The 16602-nt window shown below is 45.3% G+C and carries 13 protein-coding genes; 8 read left to right on the top strand and 5 right to left on the bottom strand.

All coding sequences use genetic code 11. From position 1 onward, the window contains the following. Positions 1 to 92: 92 nt before the first annotated feature. Complete coding sequence (locus tag QUA90_RS19055; protein WP_333447115.1) at positions 93 to 293, top strand: type II toxin-antitoxin system HicA family toxin; 201 nt, start codon at positions 93 to 95, stop codon at positions 291 to 293. Further along, the gene (locus QUA90_RS19050) at positions 290 to 514 is read left to right on the top strand and encodes a type II toxin-antitoxin system HicB family antitoxin (RefSeq protein ID WP_006631052.1); all 225 of its coding nucleotides are present in this window, start codon (positions 290 to 292) and stop codon (positions 512 to 514) included. Before QUA90_RS19055 ends, QUA90_RS19050 begins: the two co-directional genes overlap by 4 nt. Here QUA90_RS19050 and QUA90_RS19045 read toward each other — a convergent pair. Next, a complete protein-coding gene (locus QUA90_RS19045; RefSeq protein WP_333447113.1) occupies positions 480 to 1655 on the bottom strand; it encodes a DNA cytosine methyltransferase in 1176 nt (391 codons plus the stop codon). The two genes, QUA90_RS19050 and QUA90_RS19045, sit on opposite strands and share 35 nt — an antisense overlap. A 352-nt stretch (positions 1656 to 2007) precedes the next feature. On the opposite strand from QUA90_RS19045, the gene QUA90_RS19040 reads away from it, so the two are divergent. The 3 genes from QUA90_RS19040 (at position 2008) to QUA90_RS19030 (ending at position 5627) form a co-directional block, all read left to right on the top strand. After that, the gene (locus QUA90_RS19040) at positions 2008 to 3612 is read left to right on the top strand and encodes a metallophosphoesterase (protein ID WP_333447111.1); all 1605 of its coding nucleotides are present in this window, start codon (positions 2008 to 2010) and stop codon (positions 3610 to 3612) included. A 144-nt stretch (positions 3613 to 3756) separates the two neighbouring features. Continuing rightward, on the top strand, positions 3757 to 4485 hold the full coding sequence (locus QUA90_RS19035) for a DUF3891 family protein (protein ID WP_333447110.1): 729 nt from the start codon (positions 3757 to 3759) through the stop codon (positions 4483 to 4485). Between the two features lie 173 nt (positions 4486 to 4658). Beyond that, on the top strand, positions 4659 to 5627 hold the full coding sequence (locus tag QUA90_RS19030; RefSeq protein WP_333383709.1) for a YegS/Rv2252/BmrU family lipid kinase: 969 nt from the start codon (positions 4659 to 4661) through the stop codon (positions 5625 to 5627). Positions 5628 to 5679: 52 nt separating this feature from the next. On the opposite strand, the gene QUA90_RS19025 is transcribed toward QUA90_RS19030, so the two are convergent. Further along, entirely contained in the window at positions 5680 to 6036 is a 357-nt protein-coding gene (locus tag QUA90_RS19025; protein ID WP_006631047.1) for a hypothetical protein, read from the bottom strand. Between the two features lie 374 nt (positions 6037 to 6410). On the opposite strand from QUA90_RS19025, the gene QUA90_RS19020 reads away from it, so the two are divergent. After that, positions 6411 to 10931, top strand: coding sequence for a WD40 domain-containing protein (locus QUA90_RS19020; RefSeq protein ID WP_333447108.1), 4521 nt, complete (start codon positions 6411 to 6413; stop codon positions 10929 to 10931). A 19-nt stretch (positions 10932 to 10950) separates the two neighbouring features. After that, positions 10951 to 11166 (top strand): hypothetical protein, encoded by a 216-nt coding sequence (locus QUA90_RS19015; protein ID WP_333447106.1) that lies wholly within the window; start codon positions 10951 to 10953, stop codon positions 11164 to 11166. 110 nt (positions 11167 to 11276) lie between these two features. On the opposite strand, the gene QUA90_RS19010 is transcribed toward QUA90_RS19015, so the two are convergent. Together QUA90_RS19010 and QUA90_RS19005 are read right to left on the bottom strand one after the other, a co-directional pair. Next, positions 11277 to 13004, bottom strand: coding sequence for an ABC transporter ATP-binding protein (locus tag QUA90_RS19010; protein WP_333383717.1), 1728 nt, complete (start codon positions 13002 to 13004; stop codon positions 11277 to 11279). Between the two features lie 306 nt (positions 13005 to 13310). Further along, a complete protein-coding gene (locus QUA90_RS19005; RefSeq protein WP_333447104.1) occupies positions 13311 to 13751 on the bottom strand; it encodes an FxLYD domain-containing protein in 441 nt (146 codons plus the stop codon). Between the two features lie 219 nt (positions 13752 to 13970). Here QUA90_RS19005 and QUA90_RS19000 point away from each other — a divergent pair, with 219 nt between their 5' ends. Further along, positions 13971 to 14177 carry a tyrosine-type recombinase/integrase gene (locus QUA90_RS19000; protein ID WP_333327235.1) on the top strand — a complete coding sequence of 69 codons (207 nt, stop codon included), beginning with the start codon at positions 13971 to 13973 and terminating at the stop codon, positions 14175 to 14177. Between the two features lie 462 nt (positions 14178 to 14639). Here the strand turns inward: QUA90_RS19000 and QUA90_RS18995 are convergent, their stop codons facing one another. After that, positions 14640 to 16349: an ABC transporter ATP-binding protein/permease gene (locus QUA90_RS18995; RefSeq protein ID WP_333447102.1), complete on the bottom strand. Its 1710-nt coding sequence runs from the start codon at positions 16347 to 16349 to the stop codon at positions 14640 to 14642. Positions 16350 to 16602: the final 253 nt, after the last annotated feature.

The raw sequence follows: 16602 nt of genomic DNA, 5'->3' as shown, positions 1-16602 counted from the left end.
GAGCAAATCAGTTCGTTGTCATCTTACAATTTTATTCTTGAAGCTCTATTCTATGCAGCTTCATATTAAATTGGTATAAAAAGATTAGAGAATTGAAAAACATATTGCTAAAAGCAGGATTCGTTTGCCAACCAGCAAAAGGCAGTCATAGTAAGTGGAAGCATCCGAAATTAGCCAAGGCTATTATCATAGCTGGTAAAGACGGAAATGATGCTAAACTCTATTTAGAGAAGTTAGTCAACGAAACAATAGAGGTGCTTAGGCAAATCGAAGCAGAGGAGACAGAACTATGAAATATACAGTTGTTATCCAATGGTCAGAAGAAGATCGGTGCTTTGTCGTGTTTTTGCCGGAATTTGAGGATGTAATGCAACCAGTAACTCACGGAGATTCTTATGAAGAAGCTATCTACAATGCGCGAGAGGTACTGGAGTTACTAATCGAGAGTTGTCAAGCTGAAGGTAAACCATTACCAGCAACTAAGAAGCTAGAACGATTATTTCAGGCTGCTTAAATTTGTTCACAGCAATATCAGCCAAATATGGAATAAGTGCAAAGCCGATACACTCCGCCAAACGAGGCGGCACGGCATTTCCAATTTGCCACATAGCCTTTTTCATTGAACCTTCAAAAATAAATGAATCCGGGAAACTTTGCAATCTAGCCATTTCACGAGCTGAAATAACGCGATTGAGATAAGGATGAATATGAGTGCCACCGTGATTTTCTTTAACAGTCATACTGGGTTTTCCCGGATACTGTCGCTTGAAAGCATCGGCGTAGCTTTCGTACAAGGAACCGCCTGGTGGAACTTTAGAAAGTCTTTCCATGTACTCAACAGAATGACGAGTCCATTCGTGGTTAATTTCTGGTATGGGAGTATACTCTGGTAAATCATCAATTGCTGACTCAATCGCTTTGTATTGTTCGGGCAACAATTGCGGCTTGGGATAGGGATTTTGCATCCCGAATCTATTGGCAATAAAAATGGCTCGCGGCCGGATTTGCGGGACTCCATAGGTGGCTGATTCCAGAACAGCAACGGAAACGTGGGGATAGCCAATTTCCTGAAAAGCCTCGCAAATGGCTTGCTTAACCGCTCCTTTTTGTATAGTCAATATTCCGGGTACGTTTTCCATGACAACATACCAAGGACGTATTTCAGAGACTACGCGGACAAACTCTCTAAATAAGCGATTTCGAGGGTCGTTGGGGTCGCGTTTTCCTGCAACTGAGAAGCCTTGACACGGCGGGCCGCCTACAACAACATGAATTTCTGGCGAACCAATTTCAGCGAGCCACTTTTGGGGATTTAAGTTTTTTATATCGTCGCACAAGTGATGGCAATCGGGAAAGTTTTTTGTGTGAGTTGCCGAGGCTATGGGATTAATTTCAACGCTTGCTACTGGTCGAAAACCTGCTTGCAATAAACCTTGGGTCATGCCGCCCGCACCGCAAAAAAGATCGACAAATGTATAGTCTGATTTTGGCAGTGACTGAGATTCAATATCAATGAATATCTTGTAGGGATCGCAGTCATTTGCTTCTAGTTCGCGTTGGATGCGTTCGTAACGCCCTAATTTTGCTTTCTTCTGCTTTTTGGCAGGAATTGGTTCTTTTTCGTTTGAGAATAAAGACAGTTGTATTGCTTGCATTTTATATTTTTTTACTGCGTTCTATCAGATGTTGCCCACTTGGGGCAGGTGTAGGGCTCGATCGCACTTGGAGTCGGAGAGTGCGATCGTCTCACATATTGCACCATTCTCGCTTAAAAAACCCGACGACCTGTTCCACAAAGAGTGAATTTTCTTGGGGGTGAACCCCAGAGTCCGCCCATAAAAGGCTGATTGAGAAAGGTGCAATATCTCAGTTGTCAGGCAGTATTGTCGTCAAAAACCCGGTTTCTGAGTACCCGCGCGTCGATTTTCAGCTTTTAGAGAGATGTAAAAACTTCCCCGATCGCTACACTATTAAGTAGGAACTCAGCAATTTTGGAGAAGAGGTGAATTGAAATTCGTTTCCGACCCGCAAATAAAAGTTAAAATCCGCAAAATGAAAGAGCGGGTGCGGTGGCAAGAACAGTCGATCGTCGATCGGGGAATCGACCAAACTCGGATGGTTTTGGAATCTCCAACCACCGACTCTCCAGAGTTTTCGTTTTTAGTCGTAGGCGACAGCGGCACGGGCAATCACCGCGGCTACAATCCCCAGCGGCAGATTGCCGAACTGATGGTCTCGGAGCGCGAAACTTGCCGTTTCGTCCTCCACACGGGCGATGTAGTTTATCTCGTTGGTTCCAGCGAATATTACTTGCAAAACTTTATTCGCCCCTACCGAGAATTTATAGTCGGCGGCGAGCATCCCTCTCGGATTGCCTACGATCGCATGGTGTTTAATTTTCCGTTTTTGCCAGTACCGGGAAACCACGACTATTACGACTTGCCGATAGTCTACGGCATTCTCTCGGCCACAGCCTTACCGCTGCGGCGGCTGTTGGGTTCCAAGTTGGATCTCGATGTCGGCTGGCACGGTTCCGATCGCGGAAATGCCTACGCCAAAGCGTTTCTCGACTACCTGCAAGCTCACAAAATACCGGGAGAACTCGATCGCCACCTAGACGCCCACTACACCGCCAGCACCAGCACAGGCCGCTGCCTCCGCTACCAACCCGGACGCTTTACCCGCTTACCCAACCGCTACTACACCTTCCGCAGCGGCGGCATCGACTTCTTAGCCCTCGACTCCAACACCTTCAACGAGCCCTTACCAATCCCGAAAACCAAACAGGGCGACATCCGCCGCCAGAATTTGGAACTCGATCGCCAGAAGTTGGAACAAGAAAAATTGGCAATGATCGAAATGTGCGATCGGCTCAACCCCGAAATTCCCGAGGAAGACGAACAGCTAGACGACTTGGGCGCCAAGTTAGAGCAAGTTGACGAAATGTTGATGGATATTGACAAACAACTGTCATCCCATAAAACAGCCGCCACAGATGTTGAACAGCTCGAGTGGCTAAAAAAAAGGCTGATTAACTCTTGGCGCGATTCCGAGGTGCGGGGGCGGGTAATTTACCTGCACCATCCCCCCTACGTGACCGAGGCGACAAAGTGGAATCAAGCTCAAACTTTGGCGGTTCGGTTGCGATTGCGCGAGGTGCTTGACGGGGTGGCCGATGCTGTTGGGGATGTGGCGCGGGGGCGTCCGCTAGTAGATTTGGTGCTGACGGGCCACGCTCACTGTTTGGAATACCTGCGGACTGGGGATACTGGACACGGTGACTCTGGGATTAATTGGATTGTCTGCGGGGGAAGCGGCCACAGTCTCCGCCGCCAGCGCCCGGAAGGGCCGATGTTGCAGGAACCATTGAGTCCAGAAGCTTATCGCTTGGCGCGTGAGGGCGGACGATCGGAAAAAGCCGCGCGGCGGGTAGCGGAATCTTTGCTATTTGTCGGCCGCAGCGGTCAAGGTTCCCACAAACGCCGTCCTTATTCGTGTTTGCGGATTGATGTTCTCGATGGATGTCCCCCGAAGTTCCGCATCCGACCTATGGTTGTCGAACGATTTGAGGGGAAATGGCAGGAGATATCGATCGAACCTTTTGTGATTTAACTTTCGTTTTTCTGCAAGTCTCGATCGCCCCTAAAAAGGTGGACTTTGACCGATTCCGGTTCCCCCTTTTTTAAGGTTAGGGGGGATCGAAAGCGGAATAATCGCACAAATACTCGTATCAATTTAATTCAGGACAAAAATTCAATGATTGCTAACTTAACCGCCACCGGCTGGGAAATTATTTACCACCGCGCCCACGCTTTACTCGCCGCCCAACTTGGCGGACAGTGGAAGCGCTCGAAATCTCCGGTTCGCCTCTACGAAACCATAGCGGCGATTTCGCATCACGACGATTTGGAGAAAGAGTGGGAAGAAAATATTTTGACTGAAGCGGGCGCGCCCTTTGATTTTACCTTGCAGACGGAAACTTCTCTGCCGAAAATTAAAGCCATGACGGAGAATTCCCTATATCGCGGTAGGTGGGTAGCAATGCTGATTTCTATGCACATGAGCTATCTCAATGAAGGAAAGCGGGGAGAGTCGAAGGAACTCGACGAGTTTTTGGACAAACAACTGGAAAATCAAAAAAAATGGCAAAAAGAGTTGAATATTTCCGAGGATGATGCTAAGGCAGCTTATGCTTTTTTCCAGTGGTGCGATCGGCTATCATTAATTCTTTGCAGCCGCGAGTTACCCGCAGGAGAACGAGCTTTAGAAATTAGTGTCGGCCCGGACGGCAAGCGCTACGATATTGTACAGCACAGCAACGAACTCGTGACTGTAACTCCTTGGCCTTTTGAAGAAGATAAGTTTACTGTGAACGTCGAAGCGTGCCTTTTGGATAAAGTCAAGTTCGACAGCAACCAGGAAATCAAGGAAGCCTTGCACAAAGCTCCCCGCGAAGTCTTAGAGTGGACTTTTGTCAAGTCTTAATTAAACCTCTCGCACAAATACTGCACCGTTCTAGGTGTGTAGCGAGAACTTCAGTTTTATCGAGTTTTATGAGGACTGAAGTTCTCGCTACACACCAATTTGATTGTTGGCGATTTACCGGACATAATATTATCAATGAGTCCTTACCAATTACCCATTACCAATTACCAAATATGGAACGTTCAGCTTGCCTAATTTTCAATCCCGTCGCCGGTAACAGCGACCCCGACCAAGACTTAGCTAGAATTCAGGAACTTTTAGAGCCTTTTATTGACTTAGACATTCGGCTGACAACCCCAGAATTAGACGCAGATCAAATCGCCCGCGAAGCAGTTGCTAGGGGAGTTGAGGCAATTATTGCTTGCGGGGGCGACGGCACATTATCCGCAGTTGCTGGGGCGATTGTCAGCACCAATATTCCTTTAGGAATTATTTCGCGGGGAACTGCTAATGCTTTTGCTAATGCTTTAGATATTCCGAATACAATTGAAGCCGCCTGCGAAAATATTTTGGGAGGGTTGACGCGGGTGGTGGATGCGGCGATTTGCAACGATGAAATGCCGATGGTTTTGTTAGCCGGAGTGGGTTTTGAGGCGGAAACCGTCGAACTAGCCGATCGCGAAATGAAGAATCGCTGGGGAATGCTGGCTTACATTCTTTCAGGAATTAAACAGTTAAACAATTTAGAAAGATTTGAAGCCGAAATCGAAACCGAAGATAGAATTATCAGCCTTACTGCTGTGGCCGTCACCGTGGCGAATGCAGCGCCACCTACTTCCATTTTAGCTCAAGGCCCGGCGGGGATTGTTTTTGATGACGGCTTGCTGGACGTAACGCTGGTTGCACCTCAGAATAAAGCAGGGGCGATCGCAGCTTCTTATCACCTATTGCAAACAGCTTTGAGCGGCAATCCTACAGATCGCGACGACATCGGTTATTTGCGGGCAAAAAAAATAAAAATTACTACCGATCCGCCTCAAAAAGTGGTTTTAGACGGGGAAATCATCGGTATGACTCCGGTTTCAATTGAGTGCGTTCCGGGAGGTTTAACTATTTTTGTACCGCGAATTGAAGAAGAGCCAGTGGTAGAAAAACTCACGGGTTTAGCGGACATCGAAATTACATTGAAACCCGTAACTTAAAATTTTTAGCTACACAAATAAAAAGAAAGACCGCGCGGGCGGTCTTTCTTTTTTAGGCGTCTAAAATTTGGCGAATGCGACGCTCCAAACGTTCGAGATCGAGTCCGCCTTCATCGCGGCTGATGCGGCGCACGGTGACGTTAACATTGCTCAAATCTGCCAGCAAATCTTGCAGGATTTCTTGTTGCTGCCGAGCTTGAGTTATTTCGCGCGGTTCCTGCACCAAATCACGAACAATTGTATCTTCGGCGCGTGAAGCAACGATCGGGTCTGCTTCGCCGTCTACGTGTACGAAAGTGCGCCGACCAGGCCCCCGTTCTTCTTCAATTGGTATTACTGCTGTTACTCGATCGGAGCGTACATATTTGCCAAACCCCAGGTGGACTAAGACAGAAGATTGTATTTTCATAGATAGCAACTTTTATTTGTTAGTTATCTATATTTTAACTTTTGCACTATGATATAACAACTAATATCCGAGCTATTTACACTACAATATGTGTCGGTATTTTCTATATTTAATCGTTGTCAATTTTACTAAAAAATGCTAACTTAATTAACTGGATATAACTTACAAGCCGTGGGTCAGAAACCGGGTTTTTTACGAAAATACTTCGCTCCTACCAGCAGATTCGGTAAAAAACCGGTTTCTTTGGTCGGAGCGCGTAAATCCTGTTAACATAAAATTAGAGCAGTTTGCGATACGCAGCGCATTTCAGGGACACAGCCTACCGATTCTAGATTTGAGCATTACTTCCACGGAAAAACAGGAAAGCCTAAATCATGCTAATTAGTCTCGACTTAGTTATCAGCCTCCTGACGACAATTCCCTTCGGCACCATCAAAGACAAGTTTCAGCGCAATGAAAGTGTCATCAAAATCTTAAAAAGATTTAACCTCGACCCCGATGCTCCGCCCGCAGATTTTAGCGGAGTTTATGTTTATACTTTAGTAGAGTACGGCGCTGGCAAACCCAAGCAGATTTTAGAACTGTTTCGCCAAAAAGAGATTGAATCAGCATTTCGCAAAGCTTTCGAGTCCGATAGCCCAGCCATTTTAATTCAAGCAGGCGATGAATATCTGAATAAGAGTGCTTTAGGCAAAGAAATTCGAGATTTAGGCATTGACCCCAGACGGGAATTCATGGCATTTGCCGCCGTGTTTATGGAAGTAGCAAAGCGGACGCGGACGCTGGGAGATGTGATGATGGGAAATTCGATCGCCTCTTTGCAAAAACGCCTATCTATGGTAATGGATCGCATCGAACGCCTCCCCACTATCGAAGGAATTCGCACCGAGTTTGCACGACTGGAAGCTGAAGATTATCCCGCACTTCCCGCCGCAGCATCAACTAATATTCAAAAGTCTCAAGCTTTTATTTTATCACAACAAGTTCGCGGGTGGTTTGAAACATTAAGTTATAAGTTTGAAACCTATCAAATCTCGGAAGATAACTATTTTGAATGGATTATCAATGTCCCCGTCAGACGCAATCGGTACGATCGCATTTTAGTGCGCGGAATTGCCGGAGAAGCGGGACTCAGGGATATCTCAGCTTTGCGCGAGTCGGTAGAAAGACAGCGCACCGATGAAGGGTGGTTAGTCACAGCCCGCCGCATCAGTCGCGCCGCGCGGGATGAGATAGAGAAAGCCGAAAATCGTAATTTAGCTTGTTATACTTTCGATGAATTGCTCGACCAAGATGCCGATTTTACCGCTTATCTGGATTGGCTAGAAAAAGAAATAACCAGCAGAGAAATTGATGCCAAATATGTGCCGCTAGCCTGTACGAAAGAAGAAATTGATCCCGATACTCACCGCAAGATAGGCGTGAGTCATTATGACGGGCGAGATGGCTGGATCGAAGGTTATATTGACCTGTGGTTAGAAGACCCAGTAAAAGAACATATTTCAGTTTTAGGAGAATTTGGAACCGGGAAAACTTGGTTTGCGATGCACTATGCTTGGATGGCGCTACAACGCTACCGAGATGCTCAAAAGCGCGGCTTAGAACGTCCGCGTTTGCCGTTAGTAATTCCTTTGCGAGATTACGCCAAAGCAGTGAGTGTCGAGTCGCTATTTTCCGAGTTTTTCTTTCGGAAGCACGAGATACCTTTGGCGGGTTATTCTGCCTTTGAACAACTCAATCGCATGGGCAAGTTTCTGTTGATTTTCGATGGTTTTGATGAAATGGCCGCTAAGTGCGATCGGCAAGAAACCATCAACAACTTCTGGGAACTAGCAAAAGCCGTGGTTCCTGGCGCAAAAGTCATCCTCACTTGCCGTACCGAACACTTTCCTGAAGGCAAGGAAGGACGGGCATTGTTCAATGCAGAACTGCAAGCATCAACAACGATTTTAACAGGCGAAACTCCCCAATTTGAAGTCTTAGAATTAGAGAAATTTAACGACGAGCAAATTGGGCAAGCGCTGTCATTTCAAACAGAAGCCGCGACTGTCGAAAAAGTGATGGGAAACCCGCAGTTATTGGATTTAGCGCGCCGCCCGGTGATGACCGAGTTAATTTTGGAAGCATTGCCCGATATTGAAGCTGGAAAACCCGTGGATATGTCGCGAATCTATCTGTATGCGGTGCGGCGGAAAATAGAGAGAGATATCAAAGCAGAACGGACTTTTACTTCTTTGGCAGATAAGCTTTACTTTTTGTGCGAGTTATCGTGGGAAATGCTGTCAACCAACCAAATGAGCCTGAATTATCGCGGTTTTCCCGATCGCATTCGCAGCTTGTTTGGTTCCGTCGTCCAAGAAGAAAAAGACTTAGACCACTGGCACTACGACATGATGGGTCAAACGATGCTGATCCGCAATGCAGATGGCGATTATGCTCCGGCGCACCGTTCGTTATTAGAGTTTTTTGTCGCTTATAAATTTGCAGCAGAATTGGGAGTTTTGGCGGCAGATTTTACCGAATTAGTTGCGCCGGAACAGTCTTGTTTAGATCGTAATGCAGCGCCTCAATTATACACTTGGTCAAATTATTGTCGGCTTCAGGCCCAGAAGAGAAATAACAACGAACTTATCGCACCTTTGAAAGGATTTGTTGCTGAAGATTTAGGTCAACTTCTTCAGAGTTTCGGACAAGCACCACTGACGAAAGCAGTCATGGATTTGTTGTTGCCGATGCTAGTAGGGGCGGTGTCCCCGTGCCCGCCCGCCCCTGGTTTAGGGGCAACCACCGAAAGAGGGGCAACCACGGGGGGATTGCCCCTACTCGAAATTATAGAAGCAACGCGAGGTAAAACTGAAAGCGAGGTGGGTTATGTGGGAGGGAATGCGGCAACTCTGTTGTTAAAAAAGGACAAGACTGCTTTAGAAGGAAAAGACCTCTCTAGTGCCGTTATTTTAGGTGCTGATTTTACAAATGCTAGTCTGCGCCGCGTCAATTTTGCTGAAGCAAATTTAGCTAATTCTACCTTTACTAAAATCTTCAGCAGCGTGCGATCGGTCATATTTAGTCCCGATGGCAAACTGTTAGCTACAGGTGATACTGATGGCATAGTTCGCTTGTGGGAAGCTAGCAGTTGCAGAGAAATATTGACCTGTAAAGGACATACCAACGTGGTGGAGTCAGTCGCCTTTAGTCCTGACGGTAAGATACTTGCTAGCGGGAGTTATGAAAATACAATCAAGTTATGGGATGTCAAGACTGGTGAATGTTTAAAAATTTTGCAGGGACATACCGGATCGGTAATGTCAGTCACCTTCAATCCTGATGGAAATATACTCGCTAGCGGGAGTTTTGATGGCGCGATCAGGTTATGGGATATTCACACGGGTGAATGCTGCAAAATTTTGCAAGACCATACTAAAGTTGTATTTTCAGTGGCTTTCCATCCTGCTGGTGAGATGTTAGCCAGTGGAAGTGGCGACACAACAGTAAGGCTGTGGAATGTCGGTACTGGTGAATGCCTCAAAATTTTGTACGGTCATACTAAAAACGTGTTTTCAGTAGCTTTCCATCCTGCGGGTGAAATACTTGCTAGTGGCAGCAGCGAAAAAACAGTGAAACTGTGGGATATCAGTAGCGGTGAATGTCTCAAAACTTTGGAGGGACATGGCGATCGAGTACGGTCAATAGCCTTCAGTCCTTCGGGCGAAATACTCGCAAGTGGAAGTCACGATCGAACTGCAAAGCTGTGGGATATCCGCACTGGAGAATGCTTGAATACTTTGCAAGGACATAGCAATCAAGTAGGGTCAGTCGCCTTCAGTCCAAACGGTGAAATACTTGTTAGCGGTAGTTACGATAAAACGCTGAGGCTGTGGGATATCGACAGCGGTGAATGCTTGAATACACTGCAAGGGCATCGCAATCAAGTAATATCGATCGCCTTCAGTCCAAACGGTAAAATACTTGCTAGCGGCGATGACGAACAAACTGTCAAGCTGTGGGATGTCAGCAGTGGTAAGTGCCTCCAAATTTTGCACGGGCACCTCGATCGGGTAAACTTAGTTGCCTTCAATCCTTCGGGTCAAATACTTGCCAGCGCTAGTTATGACCAAACACTGAAACTGTGGGATATTCGCAGTGGTGAATGCCTTCATACTTTGCCAGAATTTGGCAATGAAACACGATCGATCGCCTTCAGTCCAAATGGTGAAATACTTGCGAGTGCAGGTTATGACCAAACGGTGAGGCTGTGGGATATCGGTACTGGCGAATGCCTCAAAACGTTGCACGGACATAACAATTATGTATACTCGGCTGCTTTCAGTCCTTTGGGCGAGATATTTGCCAGTGAAGGTTTGGACGGAACGGTGAGGCTGTGGGATATCCATACTGGTGAATGCCTCCAAATATTGCAGGGGCATACGGATTGGGTACGCGCGATTACCTTTAGCCACAACGGTGAAATACTTGCCACTGGAAGTATCGATCGAACAATTAGACTATGGGATGTCCGCAGCGGTGAATGCCTTCAAATCTTACAGGGGCATACTGATTGGATACGTTCAGTTGCCTTTAGTTCTTCTAGTGAAATAGTTGTTAGTGGAAGTGTCGATGGAACGGTAAGATTATGGGATATCAGTACAGGTGAATGTCTCAAAATTTTGCAAGATCATACCAGTAGAATTAACTCTGTTGCCTTCAGTTCAAATGGAAAAATCATTGCTGCTTGTAGTCGGGATGGCACAATTAGAATTTGGGATTTTGAGACTGGTGAGTGCCTCAAAATACTTAAAAGTGACAGACCTTATGAGGAGATGAATATCACGGGCGTTACGGGTTTAACTGAAGTTGAGAAAGCCACGCTCAAAGCTTTAGGGGCTGTTGAAAATTAATCATTGCAAAGGAGGAAGTATGCAGTCAGCAATACGGATTACAACCAAAGTTATTGCAGGAAATAAACTTGAAATTCAAGTGCCGCCTGGATCTGTGGGCGAAGAGGTTGAAGTTTTTGTGATGAGACCAGAAAAGCCTTGCAAAACTTTTTTTGATAGTTTGAATAGGTTTTCTGACGACTTTATGCTAGTCAGAGATCAATTGTCTTTGGAGACGAGAGAGGCTTTTGAATGAAATTTTTGCTAGATTAGGACTTACGCACGGGTAACAAGAAACCGGGTTTTTTTCGAGAATACTTCGTTGAGGCCAGCAGAAATGGCCAAAAACCCGGTTTCTAACGTAGCCTACTGACTAAACTGTTGAGCGTAGTAGCCAGCATAGCGATCGCCCTTTTCGAGCAATTCCTCATGCGTCCCCGATTCCACAATTCTGCCTTTTTCCAAAACTAAAATGCGATCGGCTCTCCGCACAGTCGCCAAACGATGAGCGATAATAAACACAGTGCGATCGCGCATCAATCTTTCCAGCGCCTCCTGCACTAAACCTTCGGATTCCGAATCCAGCGCCGATGTCGCTTCATCCAAAATCAATATTCTCGGATCAAGCAAAACTGCACGGGCGATCGCAATTCTTTGTTTCTGTCCCCCAGATAAATTTACACCCCTTTCTCCTACCCAAGTTTGATAACCGTCGGGAAACTCACTAATGAATTGATGAGCGTTAGCAATCTCCGCAGCTTTTTGCACATCTTTCAGTTCATAATAAGATCGCCCAAAAGCAATATTTTGAGCAATTGTACCCGAAAATAAAATCGTTTCTTGCGGTACAATTCCGATTTGCCTCCGCAGAGTATTTAAGGTGACATCTTGAATATCAATACCGTCAATTAAAATCTGTCCCGCTTGCGGATCGTAAAATCTGGGTAACAAGTTTACTAAAGTAGTTTTACCCGCACCGGATGCACCCACGAGAGCAATCATTTCTCCGGGAAGCACCAACAAACTCATGTTTTGCAGAATGGGTGTCTCTGAGTTATAGGCAAAATTAATATTGCGGTATTCGACTTTTCCGGTAACATGGGGAAGTTCAATTGCACCCGGTTTTTCGACTACAGCGGGTTCAATTGCTAATAGTTCAAAAATGCGATCGCTAGAAGCTTCTCCCTGCTTAAAATCCCCGTAATTAGCAGTTGTAATAGCGATGGGATCAATTAAAAGTGCCACCGCTGCGATATAACTGATAAATTGAGTACCTGTGAGGTTTCCTTGAGAAATTTGCCAACCTCCCAGGAAAAAGAGCAAAATCACGCTCATCGCTTCCAGAAAGCCAACTACAACGAACTGAAGTGCTTTTATTCTTTCTGACAAATACTTAGCGCGGCGGTTTTGTTCTGCTTCTTCTGCAAAGCGGGCAATTTCGTAGTCTTCAGCCACAAATGCTTTGATTAAACGAATGCCGCTGAATACTTCTGTCAGCAAAGCGGATAAATCAGAAATGCGATTTTGACTTTGGCGCGAGTAACTCAGCAGTCTTTCGCCAAACCAGCCAATTAAGATAGCCATCAGCGGTGCAATAATTAATGCACCCAAGGTTAATTGCCAGTTGAGATAAATCATATATCCCAGAACCGCAATTAGCTGCAAAACACAAGGGATAAACTGATGAAAAAATTTATTTACGACTTCGCCAATGCGGTCAATATCTTCGGTGAGGCGGTAGGATAAGTCTCCGGTTTTGGCAGTTTCAAAGTAGCCGATATTGAGTTTTTGCAGGTGGGAGTAGACTTTTTTGCGAATTTCTAAAGCAATAGTCAAAGCAGCTTTTGCCATCAGCGTATCTTGACCGTACTGGGCTGTACCGCGAATTAGAAAGATAATGGCGCTGAGTGCAGCAATTTGAGCGAACCCTTGTAAATCTCCTTTGCCTATAAATTTTGCTGTTTCGCCAACTAGCCACGCTATAATCGGCCAAAATATGGTAAATACTACGGTACAAGCTAATGCTTTACCGATGGTTTGTTTTTGGGGACGGAGGTAGGGTAAGATTTGCCAGTATGTCGATCGAGTTTTCAAGATATTTTGCCCTCGCAAATTCTGTTTTTGGGGATCTCTGCAAGAATATTCAAACTTCGATCCTCCCTAACCCCCCTTCATAAGGGGGGGACAAGATTATTATTCAAAGTCCCCCTTTTGAAGGGGGATTTAGGGGGATCTCTGCGTAAGTCATAGAGATATCTGAGCCAAAACATGATAACAGCGATCGGACAAATCTCAACAATCATTCTTCACCGAAAGCATCCGGGATATAAAGCCCCCGGATTCATCCGTGGGTTAACTGTCCAATTCTTCAATCTAAAATCTAAAATCTAAAATCTAAAATCATTCTTGACCGTCGGCATGAGTAGCCTGTACTTTAGCCCCCGCGACAACTTCGCCCCGAAAGGCGGCTGACTGTCCGGGTGCAAGAGTAACTGGTTCAGCGTAGATAAATCCGTTGTCAATTAAATTGCCTGACTCGTCCAAAACTTCATAATTGACTTTGACATTCTTGATTATTTTGCAGCCTTGATTAAGGACTTGACCGCTGAAAAAGTTGCCGTCATAATTAGTCGCCGCAATAGACACTTTCGCAGCAATGTTGGAACCGGGAATGCAAGTTTGGGAATTTCCTAAAGAGGGCTGTTTCTCGCATAACTTGCCTAAGTCTACTGTTTTGCCGTCGGGGGTTTTCATGTAGCAAAACGGCTCGTCAATTTCGGAGTTTTGGGCAATTGTATTTGTAGCGTATGCTATCAAAGGGCTAGCTGATATCGGGGACATTAGTAAACTAGAGAAAGCTAGTGTTAAATGTAAATAAATCATGCTTTTTTAGGCAAGTTAGGAAATTAATTGCTACAATACAATACAGCTAAAATTTAGGCTAGCATATCTATATTTAGGGGTCGTCGCACTCACGCTGCATAGTGCTATGATAAGACATCAAACTTTAGAAAGTAAAGTAAAGTCATTGTCGTTACTCAAGATAACCCACGACAAAAAATGTTAGAACTGATTGTGGTGTTCTTGAGCAGGAAAGGAGAGCACTTGACCTCATCCCACGTTCTCAAAATTGTAGCGACTGCCGGCAAGCGGGCCGAGGTTGAGGGGAAAGTTTCGCCGCACTGGCTAAGGCATTCTCCCGCCAGTCAAGCATTGAATAGGGGCGTGCCCATCCACTTGGTGCAAGCAACATTGGGACACAGCTAAATTGAGACGACGGGTCGCTATCTTCACGCGAACCCTGCTGATAGTAGCGGGTTGCATCTGCTGGTTTAGGACTAGGGCAGCAGAACTATAACTGCTTTCTCCACTACATCTTTTACAACAGGGCGATCGCTATCAGTATATAGCAATCCTAAATGATTTGCGTAATTATTGTAGGGGCAATCCCCCCGTGGTTGCCCCGATAGATAGGGGGTAGGCACTCTTAGCACTACCCCTACAAATTTATCTGATTGATTTAGGATTGCTATACTGCGTTGGAGTCTTCATCAACTGCTTTCAAGTGATGTCAATGCTAGGGCAACACGCGACGCTATTGAAAAACTCCTAAAAGGGAAGTGATGGACGGGTACGGTCAAAAGTTATTCTGTTCTACCCGATCGCACGCCTGGAATTTTGAGGCGGATACGGTAAAGACCATTACTTGCAGTGGGGCCATTGCATTTTTTAAGTAAACTCGGCGAGATCGGGGCTGTAATCTTTAGCCGATATCAGATGCCAATTGGTATTACCAACTAGCCTTAAGACCTGCTCGTGATACTGTACCAAAGTCGGACGGTGACCGACACTGATAAAGGCAGTTCCTGTTTCTTTGAGCAACTGATAGAGCCGTCTCTCGTTAGCCACATCCAATGCACTCGTTGATTCATCCAAAATAGCGTAGCGAGGTTTAGTCAGCAGTAGGCGTGCAAATGCTAACCGTTGTTGTTCTCCTAGTGACAAAACATCAGCCCATTCCAATTCCACATCAAATCCACCTACCCGTTCTGGCAAATGGGAAAGATTGACTTGTGCGAGTATTTCGTGCAGTTGTTCATCAGTAACTTGACCGCTGGTGTTGGGATATAGCAATTGGCTGCGTAAGTCCCCTAGCAGCATATAAGGCCGTTGGGGCAAAAACAGCGTTTCCTCCGGTTTAGGACGGACAATGCAACCCGTACCCGCATTCCACAATCCTGCGATCGCTCGCATTAACGAACTCTTGCCAGCGCCAGAAGGTCCAACAATCAAGACGCTTTCACCGTGCCCCACCTTGAAAGATAAATCTCTAACTAAGATTCGCTCATAGTTAGGCGTCTCTAAGGTAACCCGTTCGAGGGCTAGATAGTGCTGTTCCACAACATCAATCGTTGCCATGCCGGCTCGAGGTGCTGCCATTTGCTCGGACAGAACCCGATCAAATGTTCCTAAACGATTAATCTGAGTTGTAAAGTTAGTTAGCATATCAAAATTCTCGGCAATAAAGCCCAGGGCACTTAAAATAGACACAAACGCTCCAGAAGCTTGCGTTACCTGCCCAAAATCTATCTGACCCGCAAAGTATCGAGGAGCTAAAAAAACTATAGGTAAATTTGTAAATATCATCCCGGTTCCTTGGGTAAAGAGACCAAGGTTACGCTGCAAGACAATCAGGTTATTAAAATTATTCAAAACTTCATTGAATCGCTGTGATACTGCACTATATTCACGCTCTTCACCTCGGTAAAATGCGATGGATTCACTATTGTCTCGAAGATGAACCAAACTATAGCGAAAATTTGCTTCTCGTTGTAACTGATTGAACTTTAATCTACTTAATCTCTTCCCTATAAAGATAGTGAAAATAGTTTTAAAACCAGCCAGTATAAATACAACTAAAGTCAGTGCCTTGTCAATTGTAAAGAGAACGCCGAGAAAAGAAATTATTGTGACAACTTGGTTGAATAATAATCCCCAAATATCAATATTTTGCTTAACAAACAAATTAACGTCTTCAGCTAAACGCTGATCGGGATTATCAACCTTATCATTGAACTTAATTTTGTAGAAACCTTGATTGCTAAAATATTTCTTCAGTAAGTGATTCGTTAGCCACTTTCGCCAGTAGAGTTGCAGTACATTTTGCGAATAGAAGAAGAAAACCATAATGGGCGTGAATATGGCAAACAGACCCAATAGCATCAGCCACATCTTATAGAAGTCTGAAACATTCTTTCCCGTGACTGCATTCATCAAGTCCCGCATAATATAGCTCTGGACTATGCTCACAGCATTGAAACCTAGCATTAATAATATTACGAGGGCGAACAACCCCCTAGCTCCCCATTTTTCTCTGGAAAAGAAGTAGGGGTTTGCGATCGACCAAAACTGCTTTACCGACTGCTTCAATTGATTCATCTTTTCTTATGGGTAGGAAAAATTGTGCTTTGGTGGAAACTACCTGTAGCGGATGGGGCAATTCTCATCGTTCATGTCCATCAGCGACACCTGGTATGGGTGATGCTCCCGTGGTACTTCCCTAATGATGCTCGGATAACTTCAGGATTTCTATCTTAAGGTAGATGACAAATCTTAAACATCAGTAATTTTACTGATTTAACGGAACTTAACCGGCACACGGGGTAAGTTCCGTCTGAAACCATTGCGAGGT

Origin of the sequence: Microcoleus sp. D3_18_C4 (assembly GCF_036702355.1) — a bacterium.
Taxonomy (GTDB): domain Bacteria; phylum Cyanobacteriota; class Cyanobacteriia; order Cyanobacteriales; family Microcoleaceae; genus Microcoleus.
This window is presented reverse-complemented; position numbering and strand designations above follow the sequence as displayed.